We start from the raw sequence: 14,797 nt of genomic DNA on the forward strand, positions 1-14,797 counted from the left end.
GCCGTGTCAGTCGCGCATATCAGAACGCTAAGTGCCGTGCGTGAAAGCGGCGACGGGGCAGGAGCGAACGGGTGGCCCACGGCCGTGCGGGGCGGCACGGCGCCCTGAGGTGCGCCATCCGAGTTGCCGCCGTGAGGAAATTTCCGACAGTGCGTGACCTGCGGCGATATCCGATTGTGTGCTTTTCCCGCGGCGCCCTCTCTCACCAGGACGGACCATTCCCGAAATGCGGCTGCGCACAAGGCAACTGACTGTCTTTCTGGGAGGCGCTTTCTCGCCGATCGACCGGGGACGGGTCCCGGGGCGTCTTCCGCGGAGGTTCACATGCCTAACACTCGTGCCCTGGCGGTCGCCGGTGCGGCGGTCGCCGCCCTCGGCCTCTCCGCCCCCGCGGCCGTCGCGTGGGACTCACCCAGCAACATCGTCGCCCTGCCGAGCGTCATCGCCCGCGGCGGCCAGCTGACCATCACGGTCGACGGCTGCCGCAACGGCGGCACGGCCACGTCCAACGCCTTCTCGCCGACGCGGCTCTCGCCCGTCCACGGCGGACGCAACGAGATGGCGAAGGGCACCGCCACCATCAACAGCAACGCCCGCCCGGGCCCGTACGACATCACGGTCACCTGCAACGGCAAGTCGCTGACCAAGCCGCAGGCCTTCACCGTCATCGGCGGTGTCCGCGGCGGTGTCGGCGGCAGCAGCACCACCGGCGCGACCCCGACCGACATGGCCATCGGCGGCGGCCTGGTGGCCGCGGCGGTCGTCGGCGGTGGCGTGTTCTGGATGCGCCGCCGGGCCGAGCGGCGCGTCTGACGCTCCCCGGCCTTCTTACGAGCGGTCGCCTCGCACGTGAACGGTGTGCGCCCCGGGTCTCCCTCGCGGGGGGGAACCCGGGGCGAACACCTGCGGGCGTGCGTCGGCCGGCGTCCTCGTCTCAGCCGGCGTCCTCGTCGGTGCGGCGGCGTGAGAAGTGGTAGGCGGCGCCGAGCGAACCGGCGATGAGCGCGGCGCCGAGGCCGATCTCCTTGAGGTCGAGCCCGGCGAAGGTGCCGCCCTCACCGGCGTGCACGCCCTTCGGGTGACGGTGGTGGTGCGTCGGGTGCGGCGTGGGGTGGTGGGTCGGACGACCGCCGGCGATGGTCAGACGGGCGGTGCCGCTCGACTCGTCACAGACGAACTCCACGTCGTAGACGGCGCCGCGCTCGGCGTCCCAGTCGACCACGGCCGTCGCCGACGACTTCCCCGGCGGGATGGTGACCACGTCGAGGACCGGCGAGGAGACGGCTGCCTCCCCCCGGCACGCCTCGTTGCGCTCCACCCGCAGCGTGACCCGGCCGCCCGCCGCGACGGTGGAGGGTTCGACGGCGAAGCCGAAGTCGGTCCGGATCGCCGCGTCGGCGGCGGGCACGCAGGAGGTGAGGGCGCCGGCGCCCAGCAGTACGGCCGAAGCGACGCGTATCGCGCGCATGATGGATCCTCCGGTCCCCGAGGAGCAGCCGCGGACCTGTTCCGCTCACGTCACACATGCACCTCGATGCCCGAAACGCTAGGAACGTGCCCGCAGTGGCGCGATCGGAGCAGCGCAAACGGGGTACGGGGGGCCGCCCGGGGGAGCGCCGGTACCGCGACCGGGGGACGGCGACGGTGTGTCGCACGCCCCCCGGCCCGGATCCGCGGTGGGGGCGCCGTCAGTCCCCGGCGCCCGGGAAGAGGTTCAGGAACGGGTCCGCCGACGCGGTCACGCCCCGGCTGTAGGGCGAGTCGAAGTCCCAGATCAGGAACAGCAGGAAGGCGATCAGCGCCGAGAACAGCCCGGCGAGGACCAGTTCCCGTGTCGTTCTGCGGATCTGCAGGGCGAAGATCATCCCGATGGTGACGACGGCCCCGGTGATCAGCCCGAACCACACCACGCCCGGCATGGTCTCCCCGGTCGCCTCCGCCCGGGCGATCCGGGCCTGGCTCGCCGCGGTCACCTGGTCGAGGAGCGGCTGGTACGCCTGGGCCTGGAAGTCCGTCTTCGGCTCGTAGTCGGTGACGGACGCGCGGACCCGCTCGAAGAGCTCGTTGCCGCGCTCGGTGACCTGGCCCGAGTCGGCCATGGTGTCCCACTCGGTGGTGACCACGTGGCTGACGTAGGCGTGGATGTCGTCCCGGATGCGGTCGCGTTCGCCGGCCGGGTAGACCCGGACCCGCTCCGAGATCTCGTGCAGCGCGGTCGCCTCGGCCTGGACGTGGTCCTGGGCGGCGCTGCGGCCCTCCCAGACACCGGCGATGGCCAGGCCCAGGACGATGGCGTACACGACACCGATCCACATCGTCATGTACTCGATGACGTCAGGGGTCTCGCTGGGGTCCTCGTCCTCGGGCGCCCTGCGGTGCCGTACGAGGGTGATGACGACCACCACGGCGCAGGCGGCCAGCATCGCGAGGGTGAGAACAAGCCATTCCGGCAAGAGGTGCCTCCAGTTCAGGGATCAGCGCGCGCGCAGCGCGGCGACGGCGACCACCGCGGGCACCGTGACGAGCAGGACGAAGGTGAGCGGTGACAGCCTGTTGTTCGACGGGCGCGGCCGTGGCGCGGCCCGGTAGCGCGGGTAGTGCACGGGCGTCGCGGACGGACGCGGGGCGGGGCTGGCCGACGGTTTCGGGGCGGGCGCCGGCGGAGCGGGCGGGGGAGGCGTGGGCCTCGGAGTCGGCCGGGGTGCGGGCGCCGCCGGGCGGGGCGCGGGCGGAGGCGGCGGCTCCGGCTTGGCGGTGGGCGGTGGTTTCGGTGGCGGGGGCTTGGGTGAGGGCGGCGGCGGGTCCGGGCTCGGCGTCGGCGTCGGGCTCGGGGTCGGTTTCGGCGGAGGAGGCGTGGGTGTGGGCGTGGGGGTCGGTGTGGGTGTCGGGCACGGCGGCTTGGTCGGCCACGTCTTGCTCCCGGCGACCGCCACCGCCTTGATGCCGTCCGGCCCCGTCGAGGCGTACGCGCAGGAGGTGGCCTCCGCCACTCCGGCCGGTGCGCCGACGAGCGCCCAGGTCAGCGTCGCCACCGCCAAGGCCCGTGCGGCAAGGGCGGGTTGAGTCGAAAGGGGTCCATACACGACGAAGATCATGAGCCCTGTGCCGCCCGGGCGGGCCGCAGCGCAAGGGGATTGCCTCGAAAGAGGGATATTCGGGGGATGCCGGTTTGACCCGTGGTCGTGCGTAGCGGTTGTGGGCCGGGACGCGTGTGCGGCGGCTGTCACAGGTTCCGGAAAGAAATTTGGCCGGACGTTGAACACGAGCACCGCCCCCATGCGTACTCATGACCGTGCGGCGGCGCAGCAGGGCGCTGCAACACCCTTGCGATTATGGGGAGTTGACGATGAAGACCTCCTGGCGGAGCGCCTCACTCGTGGCGAGCGCCGCGGCGGTCCTGGCGCTGACGACGGCGTGCGGTCAGGACAGCCCACCGGCGGCCAGCCAGAACGTGGGCGCGACGGCGGCGCCCGGGGACTACGGAAACATCGGTACCGGCACCGAGAACGGGGTGGGCGGTATCGCGAGCGGCCAGTCGGCCGCGCCGAGTCCTTCCAGCCCGTCCAACCCCGCGGGCAAGCTGTCGGTCGCCACCGCCGAGGAGGTCGGCAAGGTGGTCACCGACAGCCTCGGTCTCACGCTGTACCGGTTCGACCAGGACACCGACCAGCCGCCCAAGTCGAACTGCGACGGCGACTGCGCCAAGACCTGGCCGCCGGTGCCCGCGGACGACGCCGAGGCCGGAGAGGGCATCGACAAGTCGCTGCTCGGTTCCGTGACCCGGGCCGACGGCACCAAGCAGCTGACGGTGGGCGGCTGGCCGGCCTACCGCTACGCCAAGGACGTCAACGCGGGTGACGTCAAGGGCCAGGGCGTGGGCGGCAAGTGGTACGCGCTCGCCCCCGACGGCAAGAAGGCGCAGGGCGGCGGGGCCGCCGCCGCGGGTGAGGCCGGGGACCTGGCCGGGCTGTCCACCCGCAACGACCCCAAGCTCGGCGAGATCGTCGTCGACAAGAACGGCATGACCGTCTACCGGTTCATGAAGGACGAGGCCTGGCCGAAGCCCGTCTCCAACTGCTCCGGGGAGTGCCTGGAGAAGTGGCCGCTGGTGGAGCCCGTCGACTTCAACGACACCAAGGGCATCCAGAAGAAGGGCTACATGATCTTCGAGCGGACCGACGGCAAGGGCAAGCAGCAGACGATCAACTGCTCGCCCATCTACACCTTCGCCGGTGACAAGGCCCCCGGCGACACCAACGGCCAGGGCGTCGGCGGCACCTGGTACGCGGTGCGGCCCGACGGAAAGCCGGTCGGCGCCCCGGCGAAGTAGAGAAACCTCCCCAGGGTTGATCATCTCGTCACCCGGCGGCGTCGACCCGGTCCACCCCCTCCGTGCTCCACGGAGGGGGTGGACCGTTTTGCCGCGCTTCACCTGAACTCATCGAATTCTCGACACTCTTCCCCTTCCGGACCGGAACTCTCCGGAATGCCTCGGACACTGTTCGTCATATGTTCGAAGGGCATGCGGACGGGTATCAATTCGGCACGTGCCGCAGGCAGTGACCGGGAACGGACGGTCAATTTCCGTTTCGGGTCGCTCCATTGGCGGGCGATCAGTAGCCTCTGCTCGAACACCGGATCGCCTACGCCTTGGAGAGATAGATGGAGCGTCCCGCCTGGGCCCCACGGAGCATCGACATCTCGGTGCCCAGCGTCTCCCGGATGTACGACTACTACCTGGGCGGATCGCACAACTTCGAGGTCGACCGGGAAGCGGCCCGCAGGGCCATGGAGTTCATGCCGGGACTCCCCAAGATCATGCAGGCGAACCGGGCCTTCATGCGCCGCGCCGTGCGCTACGCGGCGGACCAGGGCATCACCCAGTTCCTGGACATCGGCTCCGGCATCCCCACCTTCGGCAACGTCCACGAGATCGCCCAGGCCGCCAGCCCCGGCGCGCACGTGGTCTACGTCGACCACGACCCGGTGGCCGTGGCGCACAGCCAGGCGGTCCTGGAGGGCAACGAGGACGCGGCCGTCGTCGCCGCGGACCTGCGCAAGCCCCAGGAGATCCTGCGCAGCCCCGAGGTGGAGCGGCTGATCGACCTGAATCAGCCAGTGGCGTTGCTCCTCGTTGCCATACTGCACTTCGTGGAGGACGAGGACGATCCGTACGGGGCGGTGGCCGAACTGCGCGAGGCGCTCGCGCCCGGCAGCCTGCTCGTGCTCACCCACGCCTCCTACGAGGGGATCCCGTTGCCGCCGGAGCGGGCCGGGGGCGCGGTGGACGTGTACGAGGACATCCGCAACCCGCTGATCATGCGCTCGCGCGAGGAGATCGCGCGGTTCTTCGAGGGGTACGACATGGTGGAACCCGGACTGGTGGCGATGCCGCGCTGGCGGCCCGACACCACACCGGAGGACGAGGATCCGTACGCGTTCTCCGGTTTCGCGGGCGTGGGGCGTACGGCGTGATCGCGGAACCGGACGGGCCGGAGGACAGACTCCGCCGGTTCGCGACGATCTGGAGCCGGGCCGTCTTTCCGGTCACCTCGACGTCGTCGACCCGCCCCGAGTTCGAGGCGCAACTGCTGCCGCTGGCCCGGCGGTTGAGCGAGGCACTGCTGGCCCGGGCCTTCGACGCCGACGCGGGCAAGGCGGTCGGCGCCGCCCTCGTGGACGCGCACTGCACCGACCCCGAGGCACTCAGCCGCACGCTGGACTGCGTGGACGCCTACCTCGTCCTGTACTGCGGGAACGACGGCGACCCGGAGGACCTGCGGGCCCGGTGCGCGCGTCTGCAGCACGCGATGGCCGCCGGCTTCGCACGGGCGCTGCGCGAGCGGACCCTGGCCGAACAGGAGGCCATCGCGCAGGCCGCGCTTCAGGCGCAGGGCGTGGTCGCGCAGGCCCTGCACGCGAGCGAGGCCCGTTTCCGCGCCGTCTTCGAGGGCGCGGCCATAGGCATCGGCATGGCCGACCTGGAGGGCAACATCCTCCAGGTCAACGGCGCGCTGCTGCGCATGTTCGGGGTCTCCGAGCAGACGATGCGCAGCCGCAAGGTCAGGGAGTGGACCCACCCCGACGACGCGCCCCAGACGTGGCGGCTCTACGACGAACTCGTGCGCGGCGACCGGGAGCACTACCACCTGGAGAAGGCGTTCTACCGCCCCGACGGAACGGTCCTGTGGACCAACCTGACGGTCTCCCTGCTGCGGGACGCCGACGGCAATCCGCAGTACCAGCTCGCCCTCATGGAGGACACCACCGAGCGGCGGCTGCTCAACCTGCGGCTGCGCTACGAGGCCACGCACGACGCCCTCACCGGCCTGCCGAACCGCACCTTCTTCTTCGAGCGGCTGGAGAAGGCGCTGTCCGCCGGGGAAGGCCAGCGCTTCGGGCTGTGCTACCTCGACCTGGACGGCTTCAAGACCGTCAACGACAGCCTCGGCCACGCGGCCGGCGACCGGCTGCTGGTGGAGGTCGCCGACCGGCTGCAGTCCTGCGCCACCGCCCCCGGTGAGATGGTCGCGCGGCTCGGCGGCGACGAGTTCGTGGCCCTGACCACCGGCCCCGACACCCAGCGCGAGGTCGACGAGCTCGCCTCCCGCATCATGAACGCGCTGCTCGCGCCGATCAGCGTCGACGGCCGCGAGCTGACCGTGCGCGGCAGCATCGGCATCGTCGAGGGCCCCGCCGGGGAGCGCAGCCCCGCCGAGGTGCTGCGCAGCGCCGACATCACCATGTACCGGGCCAAGTCGGCGGGCGGCAACCGCTTCGAGCTGGCCGACCCGGAGGCGGACGCCCGCGCCATCACCCGGCACGGCCTCACCACCGCGCTGCCGACGGCGCTGGAGCGGGGCGAGTTCTTCATCGAGTACCAGCCGCTGGTGCACCTCGGCGACGGCAGCGTCCGGGGCGCCGAGGCCCTGGTGCGCTGGCTGCACCCGCAGCACGGCGTGCTCGGCCCGGACCGGTTCATCCCGCTCGCCGAGCACACCGGGCTGATCGTGCCGCTGGGCCGCTGGGTCCTGGAGCAGTCGGTGCGCCAGGCCCGCGAGTGGCGGGAACTGCAGGGTGGCGTCGAGGCGGTGGGCCCGCTGCGGATCAACGTGAACCTCTCGCCCTGCCAGTTGACGCACCCGGGCCTGGTCCAGGACACCGTCGACATCCTGGAACGCACGGGCATCGAGCCCGACGCCCTCTGCCTGGAGGTCACGGAGTCGGCGCTGATCGGTGCCGACGACGACCTGCTGAAGCCGCTGCGCCGACTGGCGGAGATGGGCGTCGACATCGCCTTGGACGACTTCGGCACGGGCTACTCCAACCTCGCCAACCTGCGTCGCCTGCCCGTCAGCATCCTGAAGCTGGACCGCTCCTTCACCCAGAGCATGCAGCAGTTCCCGGCCGACCCCGTCGACCTCAAGATCGTCGAGGGGATCGTCTCGCTGGCCCACAGCCTGGACCTCGCGGTCACGGTGGAGGGCGTGGAGACCGGGGCACAGGCCGAGCAGCTGCGGATACTGGGCTGCGACACGGCACAGGGCTGGTACTACGCCCGCCCCGGCCCGCCGGAGCGGCTGCACGAGCTGGCCCTGGTGGACGCCACGGGCTGAGCGGACGGACAGCGGTCCCGGTGGTCGGCCCCGGGACCGCTCCCTACGATCGAGGAAGAGGACCCGACCGGGCCCCGGCCGAGGGAGCACGGGTATGGACACCACCGAGATGCGCCGGCTCTTCGAGACCCACCGTGAGGCGGAGGCCGCCCGGGACATCGAGAGCATCCTCGCCACGTTCGTCCCGGACTGCTTCCTCGAGACCAAGGCGCTCGGGCTGCGCAGCCAGGGCAGGGACGCGGTGCGCGCTGCCTACCGGCAGCAGTACTTCACCGCGTTCCCCGACCTCAGCCCCGAGGACGAGGGCATCGCCCACGGCGACGACGTCCTGGCCGTGTGGGGGACGCTGCGGGGGACCAGCCGGGGGGAGTGGCTCGGCGTGCCGCCCGGCGGGGGCGCCTTCGCGGTGCCCTTCGCCAACGTCGTCCCCTTCCGGGACGGCCTGATGGCGGGCGAGGCGATCTACTTCGATCTCGCCGGCCTGTGCGAACAGGCCGGCATCCCGCTGGAGCGGATCCGGTCGGCCGCCGCCGCGCGCCGCGCGGGGGCGGCGGCGAGCGGGTGACGAGCGGGAGCCGTTGTCACTGCGCCGCGCGCAGCGCCGCCCCCGCGGAGGCGACGTCCAGGTCCACGGCGACCTCCTCGCCCTCCCAGCGGCCGCGTTCGGTGATCGCGAGGCCGATCAGCGCCAGCTCGGCGGCACCGTCCCGCAGCGCGTACTCCTCCGGGGTCTCCGCGCCGGGCGCGCCGTCCTCCGTACGCTCCCAGGCGGCCACCGCCGCCTCCGCCAGCTCCCGCGGCACCCGCACCGCGACCCGGCCCGTCTGCCGGCCGACGCAGGCCCCGATGGCGGCCAGCACCTTCGTGTCGTCCCGATACCGGACGTACTGCTCGTCACTCACAGGTCGAGGGTAGGCAGGGACGGCTGCCGGGCGCAGTGAATATCCGCAGGCGCGCCCCGGGTGGCGGGTCACCGCTCCAGCAGCATCCGCTGCAGTTCCCGCGCCGCCCGCGGTGGTGCCACGTCGCTGCGGTGGGCCAGGGCGATCGTGCGGTGCAGGCCGGGCCGGGCCAGGGGCGTCACCCGCAAGCCCCGCCCCGAGCGCGCCGCCACCATCCGCGGGACGACGGCGACGCCCAGCCCCGCCCGTACGAAGCCCAGCACCGCGTCCATCTCGCCGCCCTCCACCGCGAAGTCCGGCTCGAAGCCCTCCGCCCGGCACGCCGCCACGGTCAGCTCCCGCAGGTCGTAGCCGTGCCGGAACATCACCAGCCGCTCGCCCTCCAGATCGGCGACGCGCACGGTCCGCCGCCCCTGCCCGGGCCTCGGCGCGTCCGGGGAGGAGACCACGACCAAGTCCTCGCGCAGCAGCTCCACCGTCGTCAGGGCGGGGGAGGGCGTCGGCAGCGGCAGGACCACCAGCGCCAGGTCCAGCGCGCCACGGGCCAGTTCCCGCACCAGGTCGTGGGAGCCGCCCTCCTCGATCAGCAGCCGGACCCCGGGGTAGCGGTCGTGGAAGGCGCGCAGCACGTCCGGCAGCAGACCCGTGCACAGGCTCGGCGTCGCCCCCAGCCGCACCCGCCCCCGCCGCAGCTGCACCAGCTCCAGCACCTCGTGCCGGGCCGTGTCCGCGTCGGCCAGGATGCGCCGGGCCAGGGGCAGCAGCGCCTCCCCGGCGTCCGTGAGCGTGATGTTGCCGCGCGCCCGCAGGAACAGGTCGGCCCCCAACTCCCGTTCCAGGGCCTTGATCTGCTGCGACAGCGACGGCTGCGCGACATGGACCAGATCGGCGGCCCGGGTGAAGTGCCGGGTCTCGGCGACGGCCACGAAGTACTGGAGCTGCTGGAACTGCATCCTCCTACGATAGCCCCGGCCTATGGAATCAAGCCGGACCATGTCTTGGACCGATCGGCCGTGGGTCCGTAGCGTGCTGTGACATGGCTCTGGCAACGCGGACGGACCGACGGCCGTCCATGGCACGCACCGTGTGGGACTCCACCGTCGGCAAGAAGACCGTGATGGCGGTCAGCGGGCTGATCATGCTGCTGTACCTGGTCGTCCACATGATCGGGAACCTGAAGATCTTCTTCGGGGCGGGCGAGTTCAACCGCTACGGCCACTGGCTGCGCACCGTCGGCGAGCCCTTCATGCACTACGAGTGGACGCTCTGGCTGGTCCGCGTGGTGCTCGTGGTCGCCGTGGTCGCCCACGCCGTGTCGGCGTTCCAGCTCAGCCGCCGCGACATCAGGGCGCGGCCCAGCAAGTACGTGCACAAGAGGCCGCGCGCCTCCTACGCCACCCGCACCATGCGCTGGGGCGGGATCATCCTCGGCCTGTTCATCGTCTGGCACGTCCTCGACATCACGACCGGCACCGTGCACCCCGGCTTCCAGCCCGGCCACCCGTACCAGAACGTCGTGGGCACCTTCTCCACCTGGTACGGCAACGTCATCTACATCGTCGCGATGCTCGCCCTCGGCCTGCACATCCGGCACGGGTTCTGGAGCGCCGCCCAGACCCTCGGCGTCGGCAGCCGGCGGCGTGACCGCGCCCTGAAGACCGTCGCCAACGTCCTCGCGCTGCTGCTCACGGCCGGGTTCATCGCCGTACCCGTGGGCGTCATGACCGGAGTGGTGAGCTGACATGACCTCTTACGCCGACTACGCGACCGGTGAGCCGGTCGTCGACACCAAGGCACCGTCCGGGCCGGTCAACGAGCGCTGGGACAAGCGCCGTTTCGAGGCCAAGCTGGTCAACCCCGCCAACCGGCGCAAGCACACCGTGATCGTCGTCGGCACCGGCCTCGCCGGCGGATCCGCTGGGGCCACCCTCGCCGAACAGGGCTACCACGTCGTCCAGTTCTGCTACCAGGACTCCCCGCGCCGGGCCCACTCCATCGCCGCGCAAGGAGGCATCAACGCGGCGAAGAACTACCGCAACGACGGCGACTCCATCCACCGGCTGTTCTACGACACCGTCAAGGGCGGTGACTTCCGCGCCCGCGAGTCCAACGTGCACCGGCTCGCGCAGATCTCCGTCGAGATCATCGACCAGTGCGTGGCCCAGGGCGTGCCGTTCGCCCGCGAGTACGGCGGGCTGCTCGACACGCGGTCGTTCGGCGGGGTACAGGTGTCGCGCACGTTCTACGCCCGCGGCCAGACGGGGCAGCAGCTCCTCCTCGGCGCCTACCAGGCCCTCAGCCGGCAGATCGCCGCCGGGAACATCGAGATGCACCCGCGCACCGAGATGCTCGACCTGATCGTCGTCGACGGGCGGGCGCGCGGCATCGTGGCCCGGGACCTCGTCACCGGGAAGATCGACACGTACTTCGCGGACGCGGTCGTGCTCGCCTCCGGCGGCTACGGCAACGTCTTCTACCTGTCGACGAACGCCATGAACTCCAACGCCACCGCCGTCTGGCGGGCCCACCGGCGCGGCGCGTACTTCGCCAACCCCTGTTTCACGCAGATCCACCCCACGTGCATCCCGCGCACCGGCGACCACCAGTCCAAGCTGACGCTGATGAGCGAGTCGCTGCGCAACGACGGCCGCATCTGGGTGCCCAAGGCCAAGGGCGACACCCGGCCCCCGAACGAGATCCCCGAGGACGAGCGCGACTACTACCTGGAGCGCATCTACCCCTCCTTCGGCAACCTCGTGCCGCGCGACATCGCCTCCCGCGCCGCGAAGAACGTCTGCGACGAGGGACGGGGCGTCGGCCCCGGCGGCCAGGGCGTCTACCTGGACTTCGCCGACGCGATCCGGCGCATGGGCCGCGAGGCCGTCGAGGCCAAGTACGGCAACCTCTTCGACATGTACCAGCGGATCACCGACGAGGATCCGTACCAGGTGCCCATGCGGATCTACCCCGCGGTGCACTACACGATGGGCGGCCTGTGGGTCGACTACGACCTCCAGACCACCGTCCCCGGGCTGTTCGCCATCGGCGAGGCCAACTTCTCCGACCACGGCGCCAACCGGCTCGGCGCCTCCGCGCTGATGCAGGGCCTCGCCGACGGCTACTTCGTCCTCCCGGCCACCATCAACGACTACCTGGCGCGCAACCCGCACCACGACGAGGTGAGCGACGAGCACCCCGTCGTGCAGGAAGTGCTGGCCGAGACGCAGGACCGGATCAACCTGCTGCTGTCCGTCGACGGCGACCGCACCCCCGACTCCTTCCACCGCGAGGTCGGCGAACTCATGTGGGAGTTCTGCGGCATGGCCCGCACCGACTCGGGCCTGCGCAAGGCGCTGGAGCGCATCCCGCAGATCCGCGAGGAGTTCTGGCGGCGCATCAAGGTGCCCGGCACCGGCGAGGAGTTCAACCAGTCGCTGGAGAAGGCCAACCGCGTCGTCGACTACCTGGAACTGGCCGAGCTGATGTGCCTCGACGCGCTGCACCGCTCCGAGTCCTGCGGCGGCCACTTCCGCGAGGAGTCCCAGACGCCCGACGGCGAAGCCGCCCGCAAGGACGACGAGTTCGCGTACGCGGCCGCCTGGGAGTTCAACGGCACCGGCGAGGCTCCGACCCTGCACAAGGAAGACCTGGTCTTCGAGTACGTCCACCCCACCCAGCGGAGCTACGCATGAAGCTCACCCTGCGCGTCTGGCGCCAGAAGAACGCCGACGCCGACGGCACGATGTCCACGTACGAGGTGGACGGGATCTCCGAGGACATGTCGTTCCTGGAGATGCTCGACACCCTCAACGAGGAGCTCATCCTCAAGGGCGAGGACCCGGTCGCCTTCGACCACGACTGCCGCGAGGGCATCTGCGGGGCGTGCTCGCTGGTGATCAACGGCGATGCGCACGGACCCGAGCGGACGACCACCTGCCAGCTGCACATGCGGTCCTTCAAGGACGGCGACACGATCGACGTGGAGCCGTGGCGGGCGTCCGCGTTCCCGGTGATCAAGGATCTGGTCGTGGACCGGTCGGCGTTCGACCGGATCATCCAGGCGGGCGGCTACATCACCGCGCCGACGGGCGCGGCGCCCGAGGCGCACGCCACGCCGGTGCCGAAGCCGGACGCCGACTTCGCGTTCGAGCACGCCGAGTGCATCGGGTGCGGGGCGTGTGTGGCGGCTTGTCCGAACGGGGCGGCGATGCTGTTCACGTCCGCCAAGGTCAACCACCTGAACGTGCTGCCGCAGGGGGCGCCGGAGCGGGAGACCCGGGTGCTGGACATGGTCGAGCAGATGGATGAGGAGGGGTTCGGGGGGTGCACGCTGACGGGTGAGTGTGCCACCGCGTGCCCGAAGGGCATTCCGCTCATGTCCATCACCAACATGAACAAGGAGTGGCTGCGGGCTACTCGGCGGGTGGGTAGGCGGTAGTTTCCGGGTGCGGGTTGTCTGTGGCTTGTCGCGCAGTTCCCCGCGCCCCTGAGAAGAGGCGTTGCAGCTTCTGGCATTCAATCTTCTGGCATCCGGGCTCCTGGCACTCGTCACCCGTCGGTCAGGCGGCATGGGCACAACAGGGGGCGGTGGCACCGCTCGCCGCCTCCGGCCCGTGACCAGGAGAAGCCATGACCGGCGTACTGACCGTCGACCGCCCCGCCCAGCCCACGGCCCCCACCCGCTACACCGTCACCCTCGCCCGGAACGAGGAGGACGTGCGCGCCGCCCAGCGGCTGCGGCACGACGTCTTCGCCGGGGAGATGGGCGCCCTGCTGACCGGCTCGCAGCCCGGTCTGGACGTCGATCCGTTCGACGCGTACTGCGACCACCTGCTCGTGCGCGAGGAGACGACCGGCCAGGTCGTCGGCACCTACCGGCTGCTGCCGCCGGAACGCGCGGCGGTCGCCGGGCGGCTGTACTCCGAGGGCGAGTTCGAGCTGAGTTCCCTCGCCGGGATCCGGCCGGAACTCGTCGAGGTCGGCCGCTCCTGCGTGCACCCCGACCACCGCGACGGCGCGGTCATCAGCCTCATCTGGGCCGGTATCGCCCGCTACATGGTCGACCGCGGCCACGAGTGGCTCGCCGGCTGCTGCTCCGTCCCGCTCGCCGACGGCGGCACCCTCGCCTCCGCCACCTGGGACCGGGTGAGCGCCAAGCACCTGGCGCCCGAGGAGTACCGGGTCCGGCCCCTGCTGCCGTGGATCCCGGGCCCCGCTCCCGCCGCCCGCGTCGAACTGCCCGCCCTGCTCCGCGGCTACCTGCGCCTCGGCGCCTGGGTGTGCGGCGAACCGGCCCACGACCCGGACTTCGGCGTCGCCGACCTGTACGTGCTGCTGCCGATGAGCCGGGTCAACCCGCGCTACCTGCGGCACTTCCTCTCCCTCGTGCCGGCCTGATGAGCGCCTGGCTGCCCACCGCGCCCTGCACGCCGCGGGCCTGTGTCGACGCGCCGGACACGGCGTCGGCGCGGGCCGTGCCGCGCGCCGTGCTGCGGCTCACCGGAGTCGTCCTGCTGCTCCTCGCGGGGATCGCGCTGTCGCCGTTCGGCGCCCGGATACCCGCGTCCCTGGTCCGGCGGTGGTGCCGGTGGATCGTGCGGGCCGCAGGGGTCCGGGTCCGCATCACCGGCGCCGCCGCCCCCACCGGCGGACTGCTGCTGGTCGCCAACCACATCTCCTGGCTGGACATCCCGCTGCTCGCCGCCGTACGCCCCGCCCGCATGCTGGCCAAGACCGAGGTGCGGCGGTGGCCCGTCGCCGGGCCGCTGGCCGCGCGCGGCGGCACCCTGTTCATCGAACGGGACCGGCTGCGGGCCCTCCCGGACACCGTCGCCCGGATCGCCGGGGCCCTGCGCGAGGGTGCCGCGGTCGCCGCCTTCCCCGAGGGCAGCACCTGGTGCGGCCGCGCCCAGGGCACCTTCCGCCGGGCCGTCTTCCAGGCCGCCCTGGACGCCGGCGTGCCGGTCCAGCCGGTGCGCATCGGCTACCGGCTCGACGGCGGAGCGCCCAGCACGGCCCCCGCGTACGTCGGCGAGGACACGCTGCTCGCCTCCCTGTGGCGGGTGGCGACGGCCCGCGGCCTGGTCGCCGAGGTCGAGGTGCGGACCGCGATCCCGCCGGGCAGCACCCCCGACCGCCGCTCCCTGGCCCGCGCCGCACAGTCGCCGGAGACGGCCGCACCGGCCTGGACGCACACGGTGCTGGTGGCGTAGGGCGCCGCAACAGGGCCGGACAGCGGGCGCACGCGAGATAGGGCGCGCCTCAGCGGGTCCCGGACGG

The 14,797-nt window shown here is 71.8% G+C and carries 16 protein-coding genes; 11 read left to right on the forward strand and 5 right to left on the reverse strand.

The genetic code is table 11. The features are described 5' to 3' along the window. The first annotated feature begins 324 nt into the window (after positions 1-324). Entirely contained in the window at positions 325-813 is a 489-nt protein-coding gene (locus ABZ386_RS12270; protein ID WP_114256712.1) for a hypothetical protein, read from the forward strand. Positions 814-934: 121 nt separating this feature from the next. On the opposite strand, the gene ABZ386_RS12275 is transcribed toward ABZ386_RS12270, so the two are convergent. From ABZ386_RS12275 to ABZ386_RS12285, 3 genes are all read right to left on the reverse strand, one after another. Next, a complete protein-coding gene (locus ABZ386_RS12275; RefSeq protein ID WP_358964687.1) occupies positions 935-1,468 on the reverse strand; it encodes a hypothetical protein in 534 nt (177 codons plus the stop codon). Between the two features lie 220 nt (positions 1,469-1,688). Next, entirely contained in the window at positions 1,689-2,423 is a 735-nt protein-coding gene (locus ABZ386_RS12280; RefSeq protein ID WP_351334191.1) for a DUF4239 domain-containing protein, read from the reverse strand. A gap of 51 nt (positions 2,424-2,474) precedes the next feature. Further along, positions 2,475-2,603 (reverse strand): hypothetical protein, encoded by a 129-nt coding sequence (locus tag ABZ386_RS12285; protein WP_351333315.1) that lies wholly within the window; start codon positions 2,601-2,603, stop codon positions 2,475-2,477. Between the two features lie 76 nt (positions 2,604-2,679). Here ABZ386_RS12285 and ABZ386_RS12290 point away from each other — a divergent pair, with 76 nt between their 5' ends. From ABZ386_RS12290 to ABZ386_RS12310, 5 genes are all read left to right on the forward strand, one after another. Then, on the forward strand, positions 2,680-3,063 hold the full coding sequence (locus tag ABZ386_RS12290) for a hypothetical protein (protein ID WP_356502504.1): 384 nt from the start codon (positions 2,680-2,682) through the stop codon (positions 3,061-3,063). A gap of 283 nt (positions 3,064-3,346) precedes the next feature. Then, positions 3,347-4,330: an SCO0930 family lipoprotein gene (locus tag ABZ386_RS12295; protein ID WP_114256716.1), complete on the forward strand. Its 984-nt coding sequence runs from the start codon at positions 3,347-3,349 to the stop codon at positions 4,328-4,330. A 332-nt stretch (positions 4,331-4,662) separates the two neighbouring features. Next, entirely contained in the window at positions 4,663-5,475 is an 813-nt protein-coding gene (locus tag ABZ386_RS12300) for an SAM-dependent methyltransferase (RefSeq protein ID WP_351333309.1), read from the forward strand. Then, entirely contained in the window at positions 5,472-7,616 is a 2,145-nt protein-coding gene (locus ABZ386_RS12305) for an EAL domain-containing protein (RefSeq protein WP_356502500.1), read from the forward strand. Before ABZ386_RS12300 ends, ABZ386_RS12305 begins: the two co-directional genes overlap by 4 nt. A gap of 94 nt (positions 7,617-7,710) precedes the next feature. Next, positions 7,711-8,181, forward strand: a complete 471-nt coding sequence (locus tag ABZ386_RS12310) for an ester cyclase (protein WP_358964688.1) — start codon at positions 7,711-7,713, stop codon at positions 8,179-8,181. Between the two features lie 16 nt (positions 8,182-8,197). On the opposite strand, the gene ABZ386_RS12315 is transcribed toward ABZ386_RS12310, so the two are convergent. Continuing rightward, the gene (locus ABZ386_RS12315) at positions 8,198-8,518 is read right to left on the reverse strand and encodes a hypothetical protein (RefSeq protein ID WP_351333300.1); all 321 of its coding nucleotides are present in this window, start codon (positions 8,516-8,518) and stop codon (positions 8,198-8,200) included. Between the two features lie 68 nt (positions 8,519-8,586). Beyond that, positions 8,587-9,471 carry a LysR substrate-binding domain-containing protein gene (locus tag ABZ386_RS12320; RefSeq protein WP_114256721.1) on the reverse strand — a complete coding sequence of 295 codons (885 nt, stop codon included), beginning with the start codon at positions 9,469-9,471 and terminating at the stop codon, positions 8,587-8,589. A 119-nt stretch (positions 9,472-9,590) separates the two neighbouring features. Here ABZ386_RS12320 and ABZ386_RS12325 point away from each other — a divergent pair, with 119 nt between their 5' ends. The 5 genes from ABZ386_RS12325 to ABZ386_RS12345 all read left to right on the forward strand — a co-directional run bounded on the left by ABZ386_RS12325 (position 9,591) and on the right by ABZ386_RS12345 (position 14,730). Further along, on the forward strand, positions 9,591-10,259 hold the full coding sequence (locus ABZ386_RS12325) for a succinate dehydrogenase (RefSeq protein ID WP_114256722.1): 669 nt from the start codon (positions 9,591-9,593) through the stop codon (positions 10,257-10,259). 1 nt (position 10,260) lies between these two features. Continuing rightward, positions 10,261-12,210: a fumarate reductase/succinate dehydrogenase flavoprotein subunit gene (locus tag ABZ386_RS12330; RefSeq protein WP_355726544.1), complete on the forward strand. Its 1,950-nt coding sequence runs from the start codon at positions 10,261-10,263 to the stop codon at positions 12,208-12,210. After that, positions 12,207-12,956 carry a succinate dehydrogenase/fumarate reductase iron-sulfur subunit gene (locus tag ABZ386_RS12335; protein ID WP_356672815.1) on the forward strand — a complete coding sequence of 250 codons (750 nt, stop codon included), beginning with the start codon at positions 12,207-12,209 and terminating at the stop codon, positions 12,954-12,956. Before ABZ386_RS12330 ends, ABZ386_RS12335 begins: the two co-directional genes overlap by 4 nt. 191 nt (positions 12,957-13,147) lie before the next feature. Further along, positions 13,148-13,915, forward strand: a complete 768-nt coding sequence (locus ABZ386_RS12340) for a GNAT family N-acyltransferase (RefSeq protein WP_351333291.1) — start codon at positions 13,148-13,150, stop codon at positions 13,913-13,915. After that, positions 13,915-14,730, forward strand: coding sequence for a lysophospholipid acyltransferase family protein (locus ABZ386_RS12345; protein ID WP_351333289.1), 816 nt, complete (start codon positions 13,915-13,917; stop codon positions 14,728-14,730). Before ABZ386_RS12340 ends, ABZ386_RS12345 begins: the two co-directional genes overlap by 1 nt. The last annotated feature ends 67 nt before the right edge of the window (positions 14,731-14,797 follow it).

The sequence above is a fragment of the Streptomyces sp. NPDC006140 genome (assembly GCF_040628815.1).
Lineage (GTDB): Bacteria > Actinomycetota > Actinomycetes > Streptomycetales > Streptomycetaceae > Streptomyces.